Origin of the sequence: Kitasatospora sp. NPDC058032 (assembly GCF_042885845.1) — a bacterium.
Taxonomy (GTDB): Bacteria; Actinomycetota; Actinomycetes; order Streptomycetales; family Streptomycetaceae; genus Kitasatospora.
On record NZ_JBHVRK010000034.1, the window covers coordinates 30,223 to 50,148 of the forward strand.

21 protein-coding genes and 1 riboswitch are annotated in these 19,926 nt (G+C 73.9%); of the genes, 8 read left to right on the top strand and 13 right to left on the bottom strand.

What is annotated here, in order from left to right:
• Positions 1-161 precede the first annotated feature (161 nt).
• From ACFVUH_RS33455 to thrC, 3 genes are all read right to left on the bottom strand, one after another.
• Positions 162-365, bottom strand: a complete 204-nt coding sequence (locus tag ACFVUH_RS33455) for a cold-shock protein (RefSeq protein WP_030289665.1) — start codon at positions 363-365, stop codon at positions 162-164.
• Positions 366-966: 601 nt separating this feature from the next.
• On the bottom strand, positions 967-1,242 hold the full coding sequence (locus ACFVUH_RS33460) for a MoaD/ThiS family protein (RefSeq protein WP_355357549.1): 276 nt from the start codon (positions 1,240-1,242) through the stop codon (positions 967-969).
• An 82-nt stretch (positions 1,243-1,324) separates the two neighbouring features.
• Positions 1,325-2,605, bottom strand: a complete 1,281-nt coding sequence (gene thrC / locus ACFVUH_RS33465) for a threonine synthase (protein ID WP_355357546.1) — start codon at positions 2,603-2,605, stop codon at positions 1,325-1,327.
• Between the two features lie 16 nt (positions 2,606-2,621).
• Positions 2,622-2,753: riboswitch (SAM riboswitch) on the bottom strand.
• A 174-nt stretch (positions 2,754-2,927) separates the two neighbouring features.
• Between thrC and ACFVUH_RS33470 the strand changes: the two genes are divergently transcribed.
• Entirely contained in the window at positions 2,928-3,935 is a 1,008-nt protein-coding gene (locus tag ACFVUH_RS33470; protein ID WP_355357542.1) for a glucosyl-3-phosphoglycerate synthase, read from the top strand.
• 38 nt (positions 3,936-3,973) lie between these two features.
• Positions 3,974-5,443: a trehalose-6-phosphate synthase gene (locus tag ACFVUH_RS33475; protein ID WP_355357539.1), complete on the top strand. Its 1,470-nt coding sequence runs from the start codon at positions 3,974-3,976 to the stop codon at positions 5,441-5,443.
• Here the strand turns inward: ACFVUH_RS33475 and otsB are convergent.
• Both otsB and ACFVUH_RS33485 read right to left on the bottom strand, forming a co-directional pair.
• The gene (gene otsB, locus ACFVUH_RS33480; protein WP_387917243.1) at positions 5,427-6,278 is read right to left on the bottom strand and encodes a trehalose-phosphatase; all 852 of its coding nucleotides are present in this window, start codon (positions 6,276-6,278) and stop codon (positions 5,427-5,429) included. The genes ACFVUH_RS33475 and otsB overlap by 17 nt on opposite strands.
• Before the next feature lie 81 nt (positions 6,279-6,359).
• Positions 6,360-6,626 (bottom strand): DUF3263 domain-containing protein, encoded by a 267-nt coding sequence (locus ACFVUH_RS33485; RefSeq protein WP_355357533.1) that lies wholly within the window; start codon positions 6,624-6,626, stop codon positions 6,360-6,362.
• Between the two features lie 103 nt (positions 6,627-6,729).
• Between ACFVUH_RS33485 and ACFVUH_RS33490 the strand changes: the two genes are divergently transcribed.
• Positions 6,730-7,080 (top strand): cupin domain-containing protein, encoded by a 351-nt coding sequence (locus ACFVUH_RS33490; RefSeq protein ID WP_355357530.1) that lies wholly within the window; start codon positions 6,730-6,732, stop codon positions 7,078-7,080.
• Positions 7,081-7,114: 34 nt separating this feature from the next.
• Here ACFVUH_RS33490 and ACFVUH_RS33495 read toward each other — a convergent pair whose 3' ends face one another.
• Positions 7,115-8,407: an extracellular solute-binding protein gene (locus tag ACFVUH_RS33495; RefSeq protein WP_355357527.1), complete on the bottom strand. Its 1,293-nt coding sequence runs from the start codon at positions 8,405-8,407 to the stop codon at positions 7,115-7,117.
• Between the two features lie 350 nt (positions 8,408-8,757).
• Between ACFVUH_RS33495 and ACFVUH_RS33500 the strand changes: the two genes are divergently transcribed.
• Together ACFVUH_RS33500 and nagA are read left to right on the top strand one after the other, a co-directional pair.
• The gene (locus ACFVUH_RS33500; RefSeq protein WP_355357524.1) at positions 8,758-9,705 is read left to right on the top strand and encodes an ROK family protein; all 948 of its coding nucleotides are present in this window, start codon (positions 8,758-8,760) and stop codon (positions 9,703-9,705) included.
• Positions 9,702-10,874, top strand: coding sequence for an N-acetylglucosamine-6-phosphate deacetylase (gene nagA, locus ACFVUH_RS33505; protein WP_387917246.1), 1,173 nt, complete (start codon positions 9,702-9,704; stop codon positions 10,872-10,874). The genes ACFVUH_RS33500 and nagA overlap by 4 nt, the downstream gene beginning before the upstream one ends.
• Positions 10,875-10,947: 73 nt before the next feature.
• Here the strand turns inward: nagA and ACFVUH_RS33510 are convergent, their stop codons facing one another.
• Together ACFVUH_RS33510 and ACFVUH_RS33515 are read right to left on the bottom strand one after the other, a co-directional pair.
• Positions 10,948-11,937, bottom strand: coding sequence for a hypothetical protein (locus tag ACFVUH_RS33510; protein ID WP_387917248.1), 990 nt, complete (start codon positions 11,935-11,937; stop codon positions 10,948-10,950).
• Between the two features lie 174 nt (positions 11,938-12,111).
• Entirely contained in the window at positions 12,112-13,959 is a 1,848-nt protein-coding gene (locus ACFVUH_RS33515; RefSeq protein ID WP_387917250.1) for a diguanylate cyclase domain-containing protein, read from the bottom strand.
• 387 nt (positions 13,960-14,346) lie between these two features.
• Between ACFVUH_RS33515 and ACFVUH_RS33520 the strand changes: the two genes are divergently transcribed.
• A complete protein-coding gene (locus ACFVUH_RS33520) occupies positions 14,347-14,883 on the top strand; it encodes a flavin reductase family protein (protein WP_387917252.1) in 537 nt (178 codons plus the stop codon).
• Between the two features lie 29 nt (positions 14,884-14,912).
• Here ACFVUH_RS33520 and arfB read toward each other — a convergent pair whose 3' ends face one another.
• Entirely contained in the window at positions 14,913-15,347 is a 435-nt protein-coding gene (gene arfB / locus ACFVUH_RS33525; protein WP_387917254.1) for an alternative ribosome rescue aminoacyl-tRNA hydrolase ArfB, read from the bottom strand.
• 67 nt (positions 15,348-15,414) lie between these two features.
• Between arfB and ACFVUH_RS33530 the strand changes: the two genes are divergently transcribed.
• Positions 15,415-15,912, top strand: coding sequence for a hypothetical protein (locus ACFVUH_RS33530; protein WP_387917256.1), 498 nt, complete (start codon positions 15,415-15,417; stop codon positions 15,910-15,912).
• Positions 15,913-16,027: 115 nt separating this feature from the next.
• Positions 16,028-16,603 (top strand): TerD family protein, encoded by a 576-nt coding sequence (locus tag ACFVUH_RS33535; RefSeq protein WP_355357503.1) that lies wholly within the window; start codon positions 16,028-16,030, stop codon positions 16,601-16,603.
• Positions 16,604-16,783: 180 nt separating this feature from the next.
• Here ACFVUH_RS33535 and ACFVUH_RS33540 read toward each other — a convergent pair whose 3' ends face one another.
• The 4 genes from ACFVUH_RS33540 to folB form a co-directional block, all read right to left on the bottom strand.
• Positions 16,784-18,019, bottom strand: coding sequence for a hypothetical protein (locus tag ACFVUH_RS33540; RefSeq protein WP_387917258.1), 1,236 nt, complete (start codon positions 18,017-18,019; stop codon positions 16,784-16,786).
• 122 nt (positions 18,020-18,141) lie between these two features.
• The gene (locus ACFVUH_RS33545; protein ID WP_355357497.1) at positions 18,142-18,636 is read right to left on the bottom strand and encodes a DUF3180 domain-containing protein; all 495 of its coding nucleotides are present in this window, start codon (positions 18,634-18,636) and stop codon (positions 18,142-18,144) included.
• 158 nt (positions 18,637-18,794) lie between these two features.
• A complete protein-coding gene (gene folK / locus ACFVUH_RS33550; protein ID WP_355357494.1) occupies positions 18,795-19,394 on the bottom strand; it encodes a 2-amino-4-hydroxy-6-hydroxymethyldihydropteridine diphosphokinase in 600 nt (199 codons plus the stop codon).
• A gap of 58 nt (positions 19,395-19,452) precedes the next feature.
• Positions 19,453-19,812, bottom strand: a complete 360-nt coding sequence (gene folB, locus ACFVUH_RS33555) for a dihydroneopterin aldolase (protein ID WP_350570091.1) — start codon at positions 19,810-19,812, stop codon at positions 19,453-19,455.
• Between the last annotated feature and the right edge of the window lie 114 nt (positions 19,813-19,926).

Below are 19,926 nucleotides of genomic sequence, written 5' to 3' on the forward strand. Positions count from 1 at the left end.
TCTTTTTCTCTCTGGGGTGGGCCTATCAAAAAACATACTCACGCCGCGCCGCCCGGGCATAGCTCCCGGGCGGCCCGGGCCCGCGGTCTGGCGGGGCCCCGCCGTGAAGCAAGAGGCGCATCAGCCGATGGGCCGAGCCGAACTCCTGGGTGTCGGAAAGGTCAGACCGCCGCGCGGACCATGTCCGCCTGCGGGCCCTTCTGCCCCTGAGAGATCTCGAACTCGACCCGCTGGCCCTCCTCAAGGGTGCGGTAGCCGTCCATCTGGATCGCGCTGTAGTGGACGAAGACGTCCGCACCACCGTCGACCGCGATGAAGCCGTAGCCCTTCTCCGCGTTGAACCACTTGACGGTGCCCTGAGCCATTCCGAACTCCCCTAGTGCTGTGCTGGCCCTTCACGCCCCCGCAGGTCTGCGGGCGCGGGTCTGGTTGGCTGCCGGCCCGGGGAACCCCCCCTGGGCGCGGCCGTGCACGCCGCGATCCTCCCGATGTCGCCGAACGGCATCCGGCGAACGGGCGATTGCGTCGACCGCGGCTGAATGTATCCGGATCGACGCCCTCTGCAACAGGCCCAATGTCGGGGAATTCACCCGGCACCACGGGGGACAGGACGGACATAAACACCAGGAAAGCCGCATTTCCCGCCGGGCATAGCGGACGTATTGCCAGAAATCCCGGTCAGAATTCTGACACCGGCCTGACATGTTTCCCGAGCCGCGGGCCCCGGCCCCGGCCCCGGTCCCACTGGGCGGACGTCGGCGGCGGTGGCGGTGCGGTGGATTCGTTCCCGGATGAGCCCGGATGAGCGGAAGGGCGGCCTCTGTTCCCGGTCGAGCGACACTTTACTCCGCCCGGCACCGAAAATATTCCCGCCAAAATAAGCGCGGCTGTCCGCGGCACGGAATTCCGTGCCGCGGACAGCCGGAGACAGTGCGCCCGCCCCGGAGGGAACGGGCACGCGCGGGATCAGCCGCCGGCGACCGCCGGGATGATCGAGACGTTCGCGCCGTCCTTGATCTCCGTCGCCAGGCCCTCGGCGAAGCGCACGTCGTCGTCGTTCACGTAGACGTTGACGAAGCGCCGCAGCTTGCCGGTGTCGTCCAGGATGCGCGCGGCGATCCCGGCGTGGTTCTTCTCCAGGTCGGCGATGACCTCGCCCAGCGTGCCGCCCTCGGCGGGCACCTCGCTGGCGCCGCCGGTGTAGGTGCGCAGGATGGTCGGGATGCGGACGTTGGCGCTCATGGGGGTCTCCTCGTTGCGGGCGCGCGGGCGGGGCCGGGGCGGGGCTGGGGGCGGGACGGGTGGGACGTGCGGGGCGCGAGGGTCAGGCGGTCGCCAGGCCGGCGTCCCGGAAGGACTCCAGGTTCGGCCGGATCACAGCGGTCATCCCGGCCTCGGAGACGGCGTCGAGGGTCTTCAGGCCGTCACCGGTGTTGATCGCGACGGTCTCCTTCGACGGGTCCAGCTGCCCGGTCTCGACCAGCTTCTTGAGCACGCCGACCGTCACGCCGCCCGCGGTCTCCGCGAAGATGCCCTCGGTGCGGGCCAGCAGCCGGATCGCGGCCACGACCTCCTCGTCCGTCACGTCCTCCACCGCGCCGCCGGTGCGCCGGGCGATGTCCAGCACGTACGGGCCGTCGGCCGGGTTGCCGATCGCCAGCGACTTGGCGATGGTGTCCGGCTTGACCGGCCGGATCACGTCCTGGCCGGCCTTGAACGCGGCCGAGACCGGCGAGCAGCCCGCCGCCTGGGCGCCGAAGATCCGGTACGGCCGGTCCTCGACCAGACCGAGCTTGATCAGCTCCTGCAGGCCCTTGTCGATCTTGGTGAGCTGCGAGCCCGAGGCGATCGGGATCACGATCTGCTCCGGCAGCCGCCAGCCGAGCTGCTCGCAGATCTCGTAGGCGAGCGTCTTGGAGCCCTCGCCGTAGTACGGCCGCAGGTTGACGTTGACGAAGCCCCAGCCCTCACCGGCCGGGTCGCCGATCAGCTCCGAGCAGAACCGGTTCACGTCGTCGTAGTTGCCCTCGATGCCGACCAGCTCGCCGCCGTACACCCCGGCCATCACGACCTTGCCCTGCTCCAGGTCGTGCGGGATGAACACGCAGGACCGGAAGCCCGCCCGGGCCGCCGCCGCGCCCACCGCGCCGGCCAGGTTGCCGGTCGAGGAGCAGGAGAGCGTGGTGTAGCCGAACGCGCGGGCCGCCTCGATCGCGCAGGCCACCACGCGGTCCTTGAAGGAGTGGGTCGGGTTGCCGGAGTCGTCCTTGACGTGCAGCTGGGCGGTGAAGCCGAGCTCGCGGCCCAGGTTGTCGGCCTTCACCAGCGGGGTCCAGCCCGGGTTCAGGTTCGGCTTGCTCGCGACGTCCGCGGGCACCGGCAGCAGCGGCGCGTAGCGCCAGATCGACGCGGGACCGGCCTCGATCCGCTTGCGCAGCTCCTCGGCGCCCTCGCTGCCGAAGTCGTAGGCGATCTCCAGCGGGCCGAAGCACTCCAGGCACGCGAAGCTGGGACCGAGCGGGAACTTGGTGCCGCACTCCCGACAGGACAGCTGGGCGGCGGGGCCGAGGTCAACGGTGACGGGTACGGCGGTGTCGATAGCCATGGTGGCGAGGCCTCTCTCCTCATCTTCCCCGTGACGCGGTCGCGCCCGGGCCGGAATTGGCACCTGTCCCGCCGGGGCTCGAAGCCGACCGTGCGAGAAGGTTGCCGGGACGTCAACGGGCCGTTCCCTCAGTCCCTCTGGATGAGCTCTGTGAAGTTGTGGTCCTGCTCAGCGGTGACCCCGGCGTGCGAAGGTCCGACCGCTGTACGAAGACTGTATCCGAAGGCGTCAACCCCGAACGGCACCGTCCGCCACGCGAGATGCCCCGTCCCACCGGGCCCCGTACCCGACCCCCGTACCCGACCCCGCCGAGGAGCGCACCGTGCCCGCCGAACCGACCCCCGAGCTCCTCCCCGAGACGGCGTCCTGGCTGCGCCGGCGCTCGTGGAGCGCGGCCGACCGCCCGGTGCACACGCTGCCGGCGGCCAAGCGCGCGCTCGGCCCGGCCGGCACGGTCAGCGTGGTGCTGCCCGCCCTGGACGAGGAGGCCACCGTCGGCGAGATCGTCCGGGTCATCCGCCGCGAGCTGATGGAGCGGCTGCCGCTGGTCGACGAGCTGGTGGTGGTCGACTCCGGCTCCGCCGACGCCACCGCCGCGGTCGCCGCCGAGGCCGGCGCCACCGTCGTCCACCGCGACGCGATCCTGCCCCGGATACCCGCCGCCCCCGGCAAGGGCGAGGTGCTCTGGCGCTCGCTGCTGGTCACCCGCGGCGAGATCGTCTGCTTCGTGGACGCCGACCTGCGCGAATTCGACCCCGCCCTGGTCTCCGGCATCATCGGCCCGCTGCTCACCGAACCGGACATCCAGCTGGTCAAGGCGATGTACGACCGGCCGCTGGAGACCGACGGCGCGGTCGTACCGGCCGGCGGCGGCCGGGTCACCGAGCTGGTCGCCCGCCCGCTGCTCAACCTGCACTGGCCGGAACTCGCCGGTTTCGTCCAGCCGCTCGGCGGCGAGTACGCCGCCCGGCGCTCGCTGCTCGAACGGCTGCCGTTCCCCACCGGCTACGGAGTCGAACTCGGCCTGCTGGTCGACGCGCTGGAGACGGCCGGCCTGGACGCGCTCGCCCAGGTGGACGTCGGCGTGCGCCACCACCGGCACCAGGACGGCCAGGCGCTCGGCCGGATGGCCGCCACCATCTACCGCACCGCGCTGGAACGGCTCGACCGCACCCACCGGCTCAAGGCCTCCGCCGACCTGCTCCACCCCCGGCTCACCCAGTTCACCCGCGACCCGCGCACCCGCGCCTTCACCGCCCACACCCACCCGGTCACCGCCACCGAACGCCCGCCGATGCACACCGTCCCCGAGTACGCCACCCGGCGCTGAGGGGTTTGCCGCCCCGGACCCCCGGCAACCAACCAACCATGGGCCCTGACACGACCGAGCGTTCGAATCCGACCGGCGCCGCCCCCGTCCTGGTGGCGTCCAACCGGGGGCCGGTGTCCTTCGGCACCGCGGACGACGGCACGCTGACGCTCCGCAGAGGCGGCGGAGGCCTGGTCTCCGGGCTCTCCGCGATCGACGACCCCGACGCCGTCTGGGTCTGCGCCGCCCTCTCCGACGCCGACCGCCGGGCCGCCCGGGAGGCCCCGGACGGCCGCCTCGACCGGGCCGGCCACGACGTCGGCGGGCAGGCCGTCCGGATGCTCGACATAGACCCGCGGACCTTCGCCCAGGCCTACAACGGCATCGCCAACTCGACCCTGTGGTTCGTCCACCACCTGCTCTGGGACACCCCGACCGCCCCCGCCTTCGACGCCGGCTTCCGCACCGAGTGGCAGTCCTACACCGCCTACAACACCGCCTTCGCCGAGGCGCTCGCCGCCGAGGCCGCCCCCGGCGCCGCCGTCCTGGTGCAGGACTACCACCTCTCGCTCGTCCCGGCGCTGCTCCGCGCCGCCCGCCCCGACCTGCGGATCGGCCACTTCTCGCACACCCCCTGGGCGCCGCCCGAGTACCTGCGGCTGCTGCCCGACGACATCGCCGAGGCCGTCCTCACCGGCATCCTCGGCGCCGACCGGGCGGGCTTCCTCACCCGCCGCTGGGCACTCGCCTTCGCCGACTGCTGCGAGCGCTTCCTCGGCGCGACGGTCGACCGCGAGGCGCTCACCGTCACCCACGCCGGCCGCACCACCGCCCTCGGCGTGCACGGCCTCGGCGCCGACGCCGACTTCCTGCGCGAGCGCGCCCACCGCCCGGACGTCGACGAGCGGCTCGCCGCCCTGCGCGCCGCCGTCGGCGAGCGCCGCACCGTCGTCCGGGTCGACCGCACCGAGCTGAGCAAGAACATCGTCCGCGGCTTCCTGGCCTACCGGCACCTGCTGCGCACCCGCCCCGAGTGGCACGGCCGGGTGGTGCACATCGCCTTCGCCTACCCGTCCCGCACCGACCTCGCCGAGTACCGGGCCTACACCGACCGGGTGCGCGCGCTCGCCGCCGAGATCGACGCGGAGTTCGCCACGCCCGACTGGAAGCCGCTGATCCTGCACGTCGACGACGACTTCCCGCGCTCGCTGGCCGCCTACCGGCTGGCCGACGTGGCCCTGGTCAACCCGATCCGGGACGGCATGAACCTGGTCGCCAAGGAGGTCCCGGTGGTCTCCGACCGGGGCTGCGCACTGGTGCTGTCCCGGGAGGCCGGCGCGCACGCCGAACTCGGCGAGGACGCGCTGAGCGTCAATCCGTACGACATCGTGGCCACCGCCGAGGCGCTGCACACCGGGCTCACCATGCCCGCCGGGGAGCGCGCCGACCGCACCAAGCGGCTGGCCGCCGCGGCGACGGCGCTGCCGCCCCAGCAGTGGTTCCTGGACCAGCTCAACGCCCTGCGCTGAGCTCCTCCCCGAGCGCCCCGAGCAGTTCCACCACGCCGGCCGGGCCCGGGACCACCAGGTCCGCCCGGTCGGCGAGTTCACGCACCGGGGCGTCCGGCGACTCGCCCACCGCGCCGCTGCACACCAGCACGCCGGCCAGGCCCTTCCCGCGCAGCTCCTCCACCGCCGCGAAGGCCGGGACGTCGCCGAGGTCGTCGCCCGCGTAGAGCACCGAGCGGGCACCGCGCTCGCGCAGCAGCCCGGTCAGCGCCGCGCCCTTGTCCACCCCCGGCGGCCGCAGCTCCAGCACCAGCCGGCCCGGTTCCACCACCAGCCCGTGCTCACCCGCCAGCGCGTCCATCGGACCGCGCAGCAGTTCGAACGCGGCGGTCGGTTCGGCGGTGCGCCGGGTGTGCACCGCCACCGAGCGGCCCTTGTCCTCCACCCAGGTGCCGTCCGGCGCGCCGAGCTCCGCCAGCACCTCCGGCAGCCGCTCGCGCACCGCGGCCACGCCCGGGTGCGGCGGCGGCGCGGTCAGCCGCCCGCCCTCCCAGCGCTCCGCGCCGTAGTGCCCGAGCACCACCACCCCGCCGAGCCCGGCGAGCCCGCCGTACTCCACCGCCAGGGCGGCCGGGCGGCCGGTCACCACCGCGACCGTGCCGACGTGCGGCGCCAGCGCGCGCAGCGCGGGGGCCACGCCCGGGTGCGCCCGGGCCCGGCTCGGGTCGGGCACGATCGGGGCGAGCGTGCCGTCGAAGTCGAGGGCGATCACGGCGTCGCGGGGCGCGGCGAGCAGCGCCGCCAGCCCCTCGCGCCCGGCATCCGTCAGCGGTCGCGTCATGTCGGCAAGGCCCATGCCTGGCACCGTACCCACCTCGGGCGGGGGTCACCCGTCGGCCCGGTGCGGCCCCGCGCGCCGTGCCCGCCGTGCCCGTGCCTACCGGGCCGCCCGGCGGGCGTCCCGCACCCGGCGCAGCCGGTTGACCAGGACCGGGGCGTGCGCCAGCGCCGCCGGCCGGTCCAGCAGCGCGTTCAGCAGCTGGTAGTACCGGGTGCTGGAGAGCCCCAGCTCCTCCCGTACGGCACGCTCCTTGGCGCCGGCCGTCCGCCAGGAGCGGCCCTCCAGCTCCAGCACGGCCCGGTCCCGCTCGTCCAGGGCGCCGGGCGCGGCCGGTTCCCGTGCCGCCTCGTCGTCCGCGTCCATCCCGGCCCACCTCCGTCCATCACTACGGACTGTCATTCTCCCCCGGGGACCCGACACACTCTGCGTCCTGCGCCGCCCGGGCCCGGCGGCTAGCGTCGCCCCCATGACCAGCACCCCGGCCTCCTCCTTCGCCCTGCACGTCCCGAGCGCGGAACTCGTGCCCGACCCGCTCGACCCGGCCCAGATCGTCTCCGGCGCCCCCGAGGTGTCCGGTCTGGTGCTCACCGGATCCGCCACCGGGGAGACCGGCATCTGGCAGATCACGCCGGGCACGGCCACCGACGTCGAGGCGGACGAGGTGTTCGTGGTGCTGAGCGGCCGGGCCACCGTCGTGGTCGACGGCGGCCCGGTGCTGGAGCTCGGCCCGGGCGTCTGCGGGGTGCTGCGGGCGGGCGACCGCACCACCTGGACCGTGCACGAGACGCTGCGCAAGGTCTACACGATCACCTACTGAGGCCCGTACCGCCGCCCCGCCGCCCGGCCCGGGTTCACTTGCGGATCCGGGCCGCCTCCTTGAGCGCCGCCTGCTGGAGGTCCTCCAGCACCGGCTTGGCGTCACCGGTCGCCGCCGCCCCGATGCCGGCCTTGATCCGGTTGGAGACCTCCGCCCAGGCCGGGTCGCCGAACGGATAGAAGCTCGCGTTGCCCAGGCCGACGGCGAACTGCTTGAGGTCCTCGTGCTTCGGGTCCTTGGTCATCGCGTCGAAGGCGTCCTGGGTGACCGGCAGCAGGTTGTAGGTCTCGTCGAACTTGAGCTGGTTCTCCTTGGTGTAGACGAAGGAGAGGAACCGGCGGATCTCGTTCTTGTGCCCGTTGGCCTTGAAGGCCATCATCCAGTCGGCCACGCCGAGGCTGCCGGTCTTCGCCAGGCCGTCCTTCTTCGGGATCGGCGCCGTCCCGAAGTCGATCCTGCCGTTGGTGGCCATCCGCAGCAGCGTCGGGTGCCCGTTGAGCATCGCCACCTTGCCGGAGGCGAAGTCGCTGAACACCGGGGTGCGGTTCACCTTGCCGGGCTCGGGGTAGGTCAGACCGGTGGTGACCAGGTTGGCCTTGAGCCAGCCGAAGGTGGCCTGGTTCTGGGGACTGTCGATGGTGTAGTTGCCGACGTCGTCGGAGAGGCTGCCGCCGCCGCTCAGCGTCCAGAGCATCGACTCGGCCGGCGCCTCCTCCGGCCCGAGCGGCAGTCCGTACGGGACCACGCCCGGGACCTTGGCCTTGATCTTCTCGGCGGCCTGCCTGAGTTCGTTCCAGGTGGTCGGGGGCTGGGTGATGCCGGCCTTCTGGAAGATCGCCTTGTTGTAGAAGAGCACCCGGGAGGAGGAGACGAACGGGATGCCGTACTGGGTGCCGAGCACCTGTCCCGCGTGCGAGAACGACTCCATGATCCGGGCCTGGGTCTCCAGCGAGAGCACGTCCGCGGCGGGGTACAGCCGGTCGGCGGCGGCCTGGTCGGCGAAGGCGCCGGTCTGCAGCAGGTCGGGCGACCTGCCGCTCTTCACCAGGTCGTCGACCCGCTTGCCGATGTCGGTCCAGCTCGCCACCTCGACGTCCACCTTGATGCCCGGGTTGGCGGCCTCGAAGCGGCGGGCGAGGTCGTCCCAGTACAGCTTGGAGCCGGTGTCCGCGCTCTCGCCGTAGTCGGCCGCGACCAGCCTGAGGGTGACGGGGCCGTCGCCCTGGCCGCCGCAGCCGGTGAGCACCAGTGCTCCGGCCAGGGCGCCGGCCGACGCGACGCCGAACAACCGGGTGGGGACCGGGGGGACCTGGGCGCGCCTGTCCAACGCGGGTACCGCCTTCGAGGGGGATCCTGGGGTGGAACGGACCGGATCGGGGGAAGGGGATCCGGCCGGGGGAAGGCCGCAAGGGTGCCAAACCGGGCGCGCGGTGGTCCACACCTCCGACACCCGGACGCCGGGTAGTTATCGAAGTGCGGGAGTCGTTGCGCACCGCGCAACGAAATCCCCGGTCCGACCTGCCAAACCCGCCCCCACCCCCGCCCGGGGGTCCGTCGAGGAGCTCGCGCATAGTGCCGCACACCACACGCTTCTGCGACAAAGCTCACCCCTTTGGACCAGACCAATCCGACAACTGGACTAGACCTCTTAGACCTGGTCAAGGGAAACTGTCCTCCGTGAAGCACGTCATCGCACTCGATGTGGGGGGCACCGGCATGAAAGCCGCGCTGCTCGCCCAGGACGGCTCCGTGCTGTTCGAAGCACGACGCCCGACCGGGCGGGAGCACGGCACGGACGCCGTGGTCACCGCCATCCTCGACTTCGCCGCCGATCTGGCGGACGAAGGCCGCAGCCGTTTCGGCGTCGCGCCCCTCGCGGCGGGTGTCGCCGTCCCGGGGACGATCGACGAGAAGCACGGCATCGCGGTCTTCTCCGCCAACCTCGGCTGGCGCGACCTGCCGCTGCGCAAGCTGCTGGGTGAGCGCCTGGCCGGCCCGGACGGCGGCGCGATGCCGGTCGCCCTGGGCCATGACGTGCGCTCCGGCGGCCTCGCCGAGGGCCGGCTCGGCGGCGGCCGGGGCGTCGGGCGCTTCCTGTTCATCGCGCTCGGCACCGGCATCGCCGGCGCCATCGGCATCGACGGCCGGATCGAGGCCGGCGCCCACGGCTACGGCGGCGAGATCGGCCACGTGGTGGTCCGCCCCGGCGGCCCGCAGTGCGGCTGCGGCGCCCGCGGCTGCCTGGAGACCCTCGCCTCCGCCTCCGCCGTCTCCCGTGCCTGGGCCGAGGCCGTGGGCGACCCCGACGCCGACGCGGCATCCTGCGCCGTCGCGGTGGACGCCGGGGACCCGCGCGCGGTCGCGGTCTGGCAGGGCGCGGTGGAGGCCCTGGCCGACGGCATCGTGCTCGCCCAGAGCCTGCTCGACCCGTCCCGGGTCATCGTCGGCGGCGGGCTGGCCGAGGCCGGGGACACCCTCTTCACCCCGCTGCGGGCGGCGGTCACCGAGCGGCTGACCTTCCAGATGCCCCCCGAGGTCGTTCCGGCCATGCTCAAAGACACCGCCGCGTCACTGGGCGCGGGCCTGCTCGCCTGGGATCTGCTCTCCATGGAGGTGACCGCGTGACCGCGGACCGACTCGCACTGGCCGGCGCCCGGCTGGTCCTGCCCGGAGGCGTCGTCGAGGGCGACCGCCTCGCCGTCGAGGGCGACCGGATCGCCGGTCTCGGGGGCTCCGCCACGCCCGGCGACCTCGACCTCACCGGGTACACCGTCGTCCCCGGCTTCGTGGACCTGCACGTGCACGGCGGCGGCGGCGCGTCCTACGCCTCCGGCATCGCCGAGGAGGCCCTCAAGGTCGCCCGCACCCACCTGGAGCACGGCACCACCACCACGGTCGCCTCCACCGTCACCGGCGAGATCGACGACCTGACCCGCCAGGCGGCCGTGCTCTCCGAGCTCGTCGAGGACGGCGTCCTCGCCGGCATCCACTTCGAGGGCCCGTTCATCTCGCACAACCGCTGCGGCGCCCACCGCCCCGACCTGCTGCGCGACCCCGACCCGGCGCTGGTGCGCAAGCTGGTCGACGCCGCCCGCGGCCACGCCAGGATGGTCACCCTGGCGCCCGAGCTCCCCGGCGGCCTCGACTCCGTGCGGATGCTCGCCGACCTCGGCGTGATCGCCGCCGTCGGCCACACCGACTCGGACTACGCCAAGACGCTGGAGGCCATCGAGGCCGGCGCCACCGTCGCCACCCACCTCTTCAACGCCATGCCCGGCATCGCCCACCGCGCGCCCGGCCCGATCGTGGCGCTGCTGGAGGACGAGCGGGTCACCGTCGAGCTGATCAACGACGGCGTCCACCTGCACCCGTCCGTGCTCGACCTCGCCTACGGCACCGCCGGCGCCGCCCGGGTCGCCCTGATCACCGACGCCATGGGCGCGGCCGGCATGGGCGACGGCCTCTACCCGCTCGGCCCGCTCCAGGTCGAGGTCGAGAACGGCGTCGCCCGGCTGGTCGAGGGCGGCGCGATCGCCGGCTCGACGCTCACCCTGGACGTGGCGTTCAAGCGCTCGGTGACGGTCAACGGCCTCGGCCTCGACCAGGCCGTCGAGTCGCTCTCCACCGTCCCGGCCCGGCTGCTCGGCCTCGCCGACCAGGTCGGCAGCCTGGAGCCCGGCAAGCTCGCCGACCTCGCCGTCGTCGACTCCGCGACCTACGACCTGGTCGCCGTGATGCGCCGCGGCGAGTGGATCACCGGCGGCGACCGGTTCGCCCCGATCGCGGCCGTCTGACCGCACCCGCGCCCGCGGACGACACGGCCGCCCGCTCCCCTCGGGGAACGGGCGGCCGTCGCGCGTCCGAGGCCTAGCCGGCGGTGGCCTCCAGCGTCACCTGGTCCACCAGGATCGCGCCGCTGCCCGCCGGCAGCGAGAGCACGATCGTGTTGCTGCCCGCCTGCAGCGGCGGGGTTATGTAGCTGGTGTACCAGGACGAGGCCGGGTCCTTGCCCGGCGAGTAGTTCTTGAGCGACAGGCCGCCCGGCCAGTCCTTGCCGTTCACCGCCGCGATCGCCTTGGTGTCGGCGCCCGGATTGTTGAAGTGCACGGTGAACTTGAAGGTGCCGGCCGCCGGCACGTCGCCGGTCCAGGTGATCGTGCCGCCCGGGTTGAGCGTCAGATAGCTGCCGTCGGCCGACCTGGTGCCCTTGACGGTGTTGCCGGACGGCGCGTTCTGGCCCTGCAGCTGGCTCGCGTCCACGGTGCCCGGACCGGCCGAGGCGGTCGCCGAGGGGGTCGCCGACGCGGTGCCGGTCGGGCTCGCGGTACCGGTGGGGCCGCCCGGAACGGCCGGGGCGCTCGTCGTACCGGTGCCGCCCTTGGCGTCCGTGCTCTTGTCGTCCGGGTCCCCGGACAGGGCGATGCCCGCGCCGATCGCGATGGCCGCGACGACCGCGACCGCGCCGATCACCGCGCCCTTGCTGCGGCCGCTGCTCGCCGGCCGCTCCTCGCCCGGCTGCGGGCGGGAGTGCTCGGCGTACCGGGTCTGCTGGGTCGGGGCGGCGCCGAAGTCGCCCTGCGGCGGGTACGGCTGCGGCGGCTGGGCCTGCGGGTAGCCCGGCTGCGGCGGGTAGGGCTGCTGCGGTCGCGGGGGCTGGCCGTACTGCGGCTGGCCGTACTGGGCGCGGCCGACCTCCATCGGGCGACTGTAGGGCGTGCGCGGCACGCCCTGCTGCGGCTCGGTCTGCTGACCGGAGCCGCCGTCGGCCGGACGGTAGAGGTAGCCGAACGGATCGTCGTCCTGCGGGGCGCCGTCCTCCGGGCCCTGGGGCGCTCCGCTGCTGCCGGCGGTGGTCACGGTGGTCAACTCCCCCATCGCGGTCGCGCCGCCGGGCTGCCGTGCCGTCGGCGCTGGTCGTGGTCGCTCGTACCCCGGAACCCTACCTGCCGCGGCGGACGCCCCGAAAAGACCCCTTGACAACCGGCGAGTAGCCACGGCCCGACGGCCCCCGCACGCGCCCCCGGCGGCGCGTCAGCCCGCCCGCCGGTGCGACCGCTCGCCGCGCGCCCCGCGCACCGCGCCGCCGCGGGCCCGCTTCTCGTCGTACATCCGCTCGTCCGCGGTGTGCAGGACCTCCTCGATGCTCATCCCGCAGCCGGCCCAGCCGACACCCAGGCTCACACCGACCCGCATCCCCCGGCCGTCGATCCGCATCGGCGGGATGATCGCGTTGCGCAGCCGGTGGGCGAGGTCCTTCGCCTCGTCGCGGCCGATGCCGTCGGCGAGCACCACGAACTCGTCGCCGCCGAGCCGGGCCACCGTGTCACCGTCGCGCACGGCCGAGCTGAGCCGGCGGGCGACCTCGACCAGGACGGCGTCACCGGCGTTGTGGCCGAACCGGTCGTTGATCGACTTGAAGCCGTCGAGGTCGCAGAAGAGCACCGCGAGCCCCTTCTCGACGGCGGCCGCGGCGCTCGAGCGGAACGGGCCCGTCCGCACCTCGCCGCCGGGGCCGTGGTCGGCCGGGACCACCGCGTGCACGTGCTCGCCGTAGCCGTTCGCCCCGGCCGGCGCACCGTCGGCGGCGGGCACCGGGTACCCCTCCGGCAGGCCGTGGCCGTACGCCGGTTCCGGGCCGTCGTAGCCGCCGGCCGGGCGGTAGGACTCGCCGAAGAGGCTCTCCGGGTACCCGGCGAAGCCGTCGTCCGGCACCCCGGCGCCGACCGGACGGCCGGTCTCCGGGTGGCCGTCCGCGCCGGGCCCGTCCTGGTGCCCGGCGGCGACGGCCGACTGCGGCTGCCCGCAGAGCCGGCGCCCCAGTCTGGCCTTGAGCTCGGCGCCGTTCGGCAGGCCGGTGAGCGCGTCGTGGCTGGCCCGGTGGGCGAGCTGGAGCTCGTGCCGCTTGCGGTCCTCGATGTCCTCGACGTGGGTGAGCAGGAAGCTCGGGCCCTCGGCGGCGTCGGCCACGATCGAGTTGCGCAGGCACACCCACTGGTAGCCGCCGTCCCGGCGGGAGAGCCGCAGTTCCGCCCGGCCGCTCTCGGCGCTGGTGCGCTCCAGCAGCGCCCGGTCGTCCGGGTGGACGAGGTCGACGAAGCTCTGCTGGCGCAGCACCGCCCGGGGGCGGCCGAGCAGACGACAGAGCGCGTCGTTGACCCGGGTCAGCTGGCCCCGCCCGGCGCCGTGCAGTTCGGTGATGGCCATCCCGCTGGGGGCGTACTCGAAGGCCTGGCGGAAGCTCTCCTCACTGGCCCGCAGCGCCTGCTGCTCCTTCTCCAGGCGGGCCAGCGCGCGTTGCATCTCCGCGCGTAGCCGGGCGTTGCCGATGGCGATGGAGGCCTGCAGGGAGAACATCTCCAGGGCCTCGCGGGTCCAGGCGCCGGGTCGCTTGCCGCTGCGCGGGCGGTCCACCGAGAGGACGCCGAGCAGGTCGCCGCCGGCGCTGTACATCGGGGCGAGCAGGCCGTCGGCGGGGTGCCAGTCGTTGGCGTAGACGGGCATCGGACCGTCCCCTATCCAGCGCGGTATGTCGCTGGCGACCGCCCAGCCGCGGTCGTAGGGGAGGAAGCGCAGGGTGCCCCAGTGGTCGCTGACGCCGAGCAGCCGGTCCCAGGACTCGCGGGAGCCGACCTGGCCGAGCAGGACGGACGGGCCGCCCATGGTGCTCTCCTCCAGCTCCCACACGGCCGCCACCACGAGATCGCCGTCCGGCCGCACCAGGCTGACCGCGGCGGCGTCGAAACCGAGTCCGTGCACCGCGCCCTCGACCACGGCCTGCAGCGTGCCCGCCAGGCTGCGGGCAGCGTTGAGGTCCGCCACGACCCGGTGCAAGGTGCGGAGGGTCGCGAGACGGACGTACGGCTCCGACTCGGCTTCCATGCGGGGGCTCCCCGGCTGCTTCGGATAGGTCTTGATTAGTTATCGTCCGATTGCCAGAAGAACTGAATCACAGGGAGCACAGCGTTCGGCACGCTCGGTCAGCAATAGGTCAGCACTTGTGACTTAAATCACACAAGACTAATGCGCCCTTAATCAGTTCATCCGCCCCGTATCGGGACATAACAGCCCATCGGAACATTTCCCGTGGTCGGCCGCAATGGCCCCGTGCTGTAGCCGACTGACCGCCGGGCAGGCCCTCCCCTTCACTCCTGGGAGTGAGAGCGGACGCGAACCGTAACCTTTCCGCCGCCCCGGCGGGCTGAACGCCGCTGCGCCGCTGGTCCTACGACCAGGGCCCGATGTCGTTTCCCCCGGTCGCGGGCTACCGTGCGGTACGTGTACCCGTCCCCGCAGCCCGAAGCTGCCTCCCAAGCGACCCCCGACGAGTTCCGGGCGGCGCTCTCCCAGCTCGCCGCCGGTGTGAGCCTGGTGACCGTCCACGACCCGGACGACGGAGAGGACGTCGGCATGACCGCCACGTCCTTCCTCTCGGTGTCGCTGGAACCGCCGCTGGTCCTGATCTCCGTCCGGGAGGACTCCCGGATGGACGAGGTGCTCTCCCGCACCGACACCTGGGCCGTCTCCCTGTTGTCGGAGAACCAGAAGGCGCTCGGCTCGCGGTTCGCGATGAAGGGCCGGCTCAGCGACCGGCTGCTGTTCGCCGACGCCCCGCACCACCGGGGCCCGTACAGCGGGGCCCCGCTGATCGACGGCGCGCTCGCCACCGTGGAGTGCCGCACCGAGCAGCGGATAGCCGCTGGTGACCACACCCTGCTGCTCGGCCGCGTCCTGGAGGCGACGGTGCCGGACCCGGGCGGCCGTCCGCTGCTGTACTTCCGCGGCGGCTACCGCACCCTGGGCTGAACCGGCCCGCCCGGCCGCACGGCAAGGGCCTACCCCTCGCCGCGCGGGGAGCGCCGCCCCTGCTTCAGCTCGGAGCGGTGCCGCTTGTTGGAGAGCCGCCGCTCGACCATGCCCCGGCTGGGCTTGGTCGCCCGGCGCGCCTTCGGCGGCGGCGCGGTCGCCTCGCCGAGCAGCGAAGCCAGCCGGGCCGCGGCGATCTCCCGGTTGCGCCACTGCGAGCGGTGCTCGGAGGCCCGGACCACCAGCACCCGCCCGTCCACCAGCCGGCCCGCCAGCCGCTCCAGGGCACGCTGCTTCCACACCTCGGGCAGCGCGGTGGAGGCCGCCAGGTCGTAGCAGAGCTCGACCTGGGTGTCGGAGGTGTTGACGTGCTGGCCGCCGGGGCCGGAGGAACGCGAGAAGCGCCAGACGAGCTCGGCGTCGGGGACGACCACCGATCCCCGTACGCGGATGGGCTCGGGCATGGGTCCATCATCCCGCGCCGGGCCGTGCCGGTCACCCTGTTATCCGGCCGGGTCCGCAGCCCCGACAATGGCCAGTGTGATCGAGCTCGGCTACTCCCTCTCCAACCGCTTCCCCGACCCCCCGCAGACCGACTACCGGACCGCGGGCGTGCGCGAACTGCGGTACGACCTGTTCTGCGGCGACGTCCACCTCGACGCCGAGGACGCCGACCTGTCCACAGCCTGGGGATGGGTCCCGGTGCTGGACTTCGCCTGGGCGCTGTGCGACATCGTCGAGGAACTCGACCGCGACCCGGCCGGCGGCCGCGCGGCCCGGGTGCAGACCGCCGATCTCGACTTCACCCAGAACACCGAGTTGCTGCGGTTCGCCCGCCGCTTCAACTGGGTCGAGATCACCGCGACCTGGCTGCCCGACGAGCCGCCTGCGGTGGTGCGCCACGGCGACCTGCGCCGGGAGGCCCGGGATTTCCTCCAGGACACCCTCGCCGACCTCTTCGACATGCACCCCGACCTCGCCGACAATCCGGCGATCTGGGAACTCCAGGGCCGGTTCCGGCGGATCTGACGGGGGAATACCCGAAGCCGTGCCGACGGCTCAAAAGACCCGGCCGTGCGGAACCAATGCCGGCGGTTCCCGCGTTATCCCCGGCAACAAGCAAAGCGAAGGGACAGCACACATCATGCCAGTGAGCCTCTCCAAGGGTGGCAACGTCTCGCTGACCAAGGAGGCCCCCGGCCTGACCGCGGTCACCGTCGGCCTCGGCTGGGACGTCCGCACCACGACCGGTGCCGAGTTCGACCTGGACGCCAGCGCGATCGTGCTGAACGCGGACGGCAAGGTGCTGTCCAACAGCCACTTCGTCTTCTTCAACAACACCAGCACGCCGGACAGCACCGTCGTCCACACCGGTGACAACCGCACCGGCGAGGGCGCCGGCGACGACGAGGCGATCAACGTCAACCTGGCCGGGCTGCCGGCCGAGGCCGCCCGGATCACCTTCCCGGTCTCGATCTACGACGCCGTCGCCCGGTCGCAGAACTTCGGCCAGGTCCGCAACGCCTACATCCGCGTGGTGAACTCCGCCGGCGGCGCCGAGATCGCCCGCTACGACCTCTCCGAGGACGCCGCGACCGAGACCGCCATGATCTTCGGCGAGCTCTACCGCAACGGCGCCGAGTGGAAGTTCCGCGCCGTCGGCCAGGGCTACGCCTCCGGCCTGGCCGGCATCGCCCAGGACTTCGGCGTCCAGATCTGACCTTCCGGCACCGCGTGCCGTTGCGGCGCCCGTTCCGCCACCCGGCGGGGCGGGCGCCGTGCCGTTCCCGGGGCCTTGCTCCAGGCCCCGGGCCGACGTGAACGCGAAAGCGGCGCGGGGCGGACGGTTCCTCCGTCCACCCCGCGCCGCTCGTCGTCCGTCGGCCGCCGGCCGCCCGCCTCAGCGCGAGGCGCGCAGCTCCGGCACCTCGATCTGCTCGGTCTCGTCGTGCGGGGTCAGGTCGACCACCTCGGGGGCGTCCTCCTCGACCTTCGGCAGCACCCGGGTCTCCGCCTCCGGGCCCGTCGCGGCCGGCACGGGCGCCTGCGACTGCTCCGGGGCCCACTCGTCGGCCCGGACCCGAGCCTGCTCGGCCTGCTCCTGCGCCTGGGCCGCGAGCGCCTCGTCGCCGACCACGTCCGCCAGGTCCGCCCGCTCGCCGAGCTCCGCGACGCTGCGCACGGCCGGCGCCGGGGCAGCCGCGCGGACCGCCGCGCCGGCGCCGGCGCCGCGGCCGAAGAAGCTGAAGCCCTGCGGGCGGGGGGCCGCCGAGGCCGCCGGGCGCGGACGCTGCCGCTCGGCCGCCCGCACCGGCGGCGCGGCGGGAGCACCGCCGAGCTGTCCGACGGTCGCCGTCAGCGCCGGCCGGACCGACGCCGCGGGGTCGGCGGGAGCCGCCGGAGCGGCCGGAGCGACCGCGGACGGCGCCGTGCCGGGAGCGGGCACCGAGGGAACGACCGGGGCCGGAACCGCCGGAGCGACCCGCTGGGGCGCCGGAGCGGACGTCGTCGCGGGCGCCGTCCGCGCGCGCAGCGCGACCTCCGCACCCGCCGCGCGCTCCGCCGCCCGCCGGGCCTCCTGCTCGCGCTGGGCCTCCTGCTGCGCCGCCCGCCGCTCCAGCTGCCGCAGCACGGCCGCGGCGCGGACGTACGCGGCCGGACTGGCCGGGTGCCTGGGCCGGCTCGCGGCGAGCGCCCGCTGGGCCGCCTCGGCCTCCTTGAGCGCCTGCTCGGCGACCATCACGGCGCGCTCCTTGAGCAGCCGGGCGATCTCCGTCTCGGCCTTCGCCAGCCGGGACTTCTCCGCGGTCAGCCGGCGCCCGAACCTGGTCGCCCGCTCCTCGGCCACCTCGGCCGCGTACTCGGCCTCGGCGAGCTGCTCCTCGAACCGCTCGTCGGCCCGCAGCCGCTGGGCGACGGAGACCTCGGCCGCCGCCCGCGCGGCCCGGTCACGCTGCCGCAGCAGCACGGCGAAGCCGAGCGTGGCGAGCACCGCGGCCGCGCCCACCGAACGGACCAGCACGGTGTCCTGACTGAAAAGCAGCGCCCCCAACGCGGCGACGATGAGCACGCCGGCGGCGGTGGGGGGAAGGACCCGGCCGAGGACGGAGGAATGACGGTGGCGTCCGCGAGACATGCCACGAAACTAGCGTGCGAATTGGGGCCGTGTCAGCCCAGGGTCCGGTTCGGCCCTTGACAGCGCACCGGCTTTACCGGACGCATCCGGAAAATCACTCAAGATCACCGGAAATGCGCTGGTCAGCGGTGGGTGGGAGCCGGACCGGGGCCGCCCGGGTCGTCATGGTTCTCCGGCAGCCGGCAGATGTGCTGCAGCCAGAGCGCCGCCGCGATCACGGCCGCGCCGGCCAGCACCGCGAGGCCGGCGGTGATCGCCTGGTCCTTGCGGGCCGGCACGTCCAGCTCGCCCAGCAGGTAGATCCCGGCGCCCGCGTAGACCCCGGTGACCACCGCCGAGACCAGCGCGCTGGCCTGCCCGAGCACCAGCGCCCGGGCCGCGCCCAGCGGGTCCACCCGCTTCGCCCCGGGCTGCCGCTCACGCACCGCCTTGAGCCGCGAGCGCAGCGAGAGCGCGGTCGCGAGCAGGATCACCGCCACCGCGGCCAGCACCACCGGCGCCGCGCCCGGTACCGCGGGCAGCGTGTCCAGGGCGGCCCACAGCTTGGCGCCGGCCCAGGACAGCGCCGTCGTGGCGGCGGTGATGCCGATCAGCAGACGGAGGCGAAGCAGCTTCACTCGGACGAGGTCCTTTCCCGGGCGGCGGGTACGACGGCGTCAGGCCACCGTACCGGGCCCCGGCCCAACGGGTCCCGGACCGGGGCGTGCCCCTGGGTCTACGCCCGGCGGCCCGGCAGGAGTTCCCCGGCCTGCACGGACCGCCCCGGACGCATGGCCTACTCGGGCAGCGTCAGCCGGATGTCCTCGCGCCGCCGGACGCCCTGGGCGTCCGGGCCGCCGAGCGCCGCCAGCAGCTCGGCCACCGGCCCGTGCCCGGGCACCTCGGCGTCCGGCTGGGCGTCCAGCCACGGGGCGAGCACGAAGGCCCGCTCGTGCGAGCGCGGGTGCGGCAGCAGCAGCTGCGGGTCCTCGCTGACGACGCCCTCGTAGGCCAGGATGTCGACGTCCAGGGTGCGCGGGCCCCAGTGCACGGTGCGGACCCGGCCGAAGGCGTCCTCGATCGCGTTGCCGCGCTCCAGCAGGTCCTGCGGCGGCAGCGAGGTGCGCAGCACGACCACCGCGTTGTAGTAGGCGGGCTGCTCGGCGGGGCCGCCCACGGCCTCCGTCTCGTACACCGCGGAGACGGCCTTGACCTTCAGCCCGGGCGTGTCCGCGAGGGCGTCCACGGCCCCCTGCAGGGTGTCCAGGCGGTTGCCGAGGTTGGAGCCGAGGGCGACCACGGCGCAGCGCTGGCTGTGCAGGGTCGTGTCGACCGAGTCCACCCGCTGCTCCAGGTCGAAGGCGCTCGGCGCGGCGTTCGGGTCACTTGTGGTCATCGGACTTCCCCTATGGCTGAGACGGGCCCTACGGCGGGCACCGGACGGACCGGGCGGGTCATCCGCGGGTCCGGTGGATGGTCACGGTCACGTCGTCGAACGGCACGGTGATCGGGGCGTCCGGCTTGTGCACGGTCACCTCGACCTCCTCCACCGGCTCGTGCTTCAGGCACTGGTCCGCGATCCGCTGGGCCAGGGTCTCGATCAGCTCCACCGGCTCGCCGGCGATGATCGCGGTGACCTCCTCGGCCACGATGCCGTAGTGCGCCGTACGGGTCAGGTCGTCGTCGGCGGCGGCGGGGCGGGTGTCCAGGTACAGCACCAGGTCCACCACGAAGGTCTGGCCTTCGGCCCGCTCGCGCTCGAATACGCCGTGGTGACCGCGGGCGCGCAGGCCCCGCAGGGTGACGCGGTCCAGCAAACGAATCACTGCTCCAAGTCGGACGGGCCCCGTCCCGGGCAAGAGCGACGGGCAGGGCGGAGACGGGCGTCGCGCCCGCCGCTGATTTTCGAATCTACCCGCGCGCGCCGA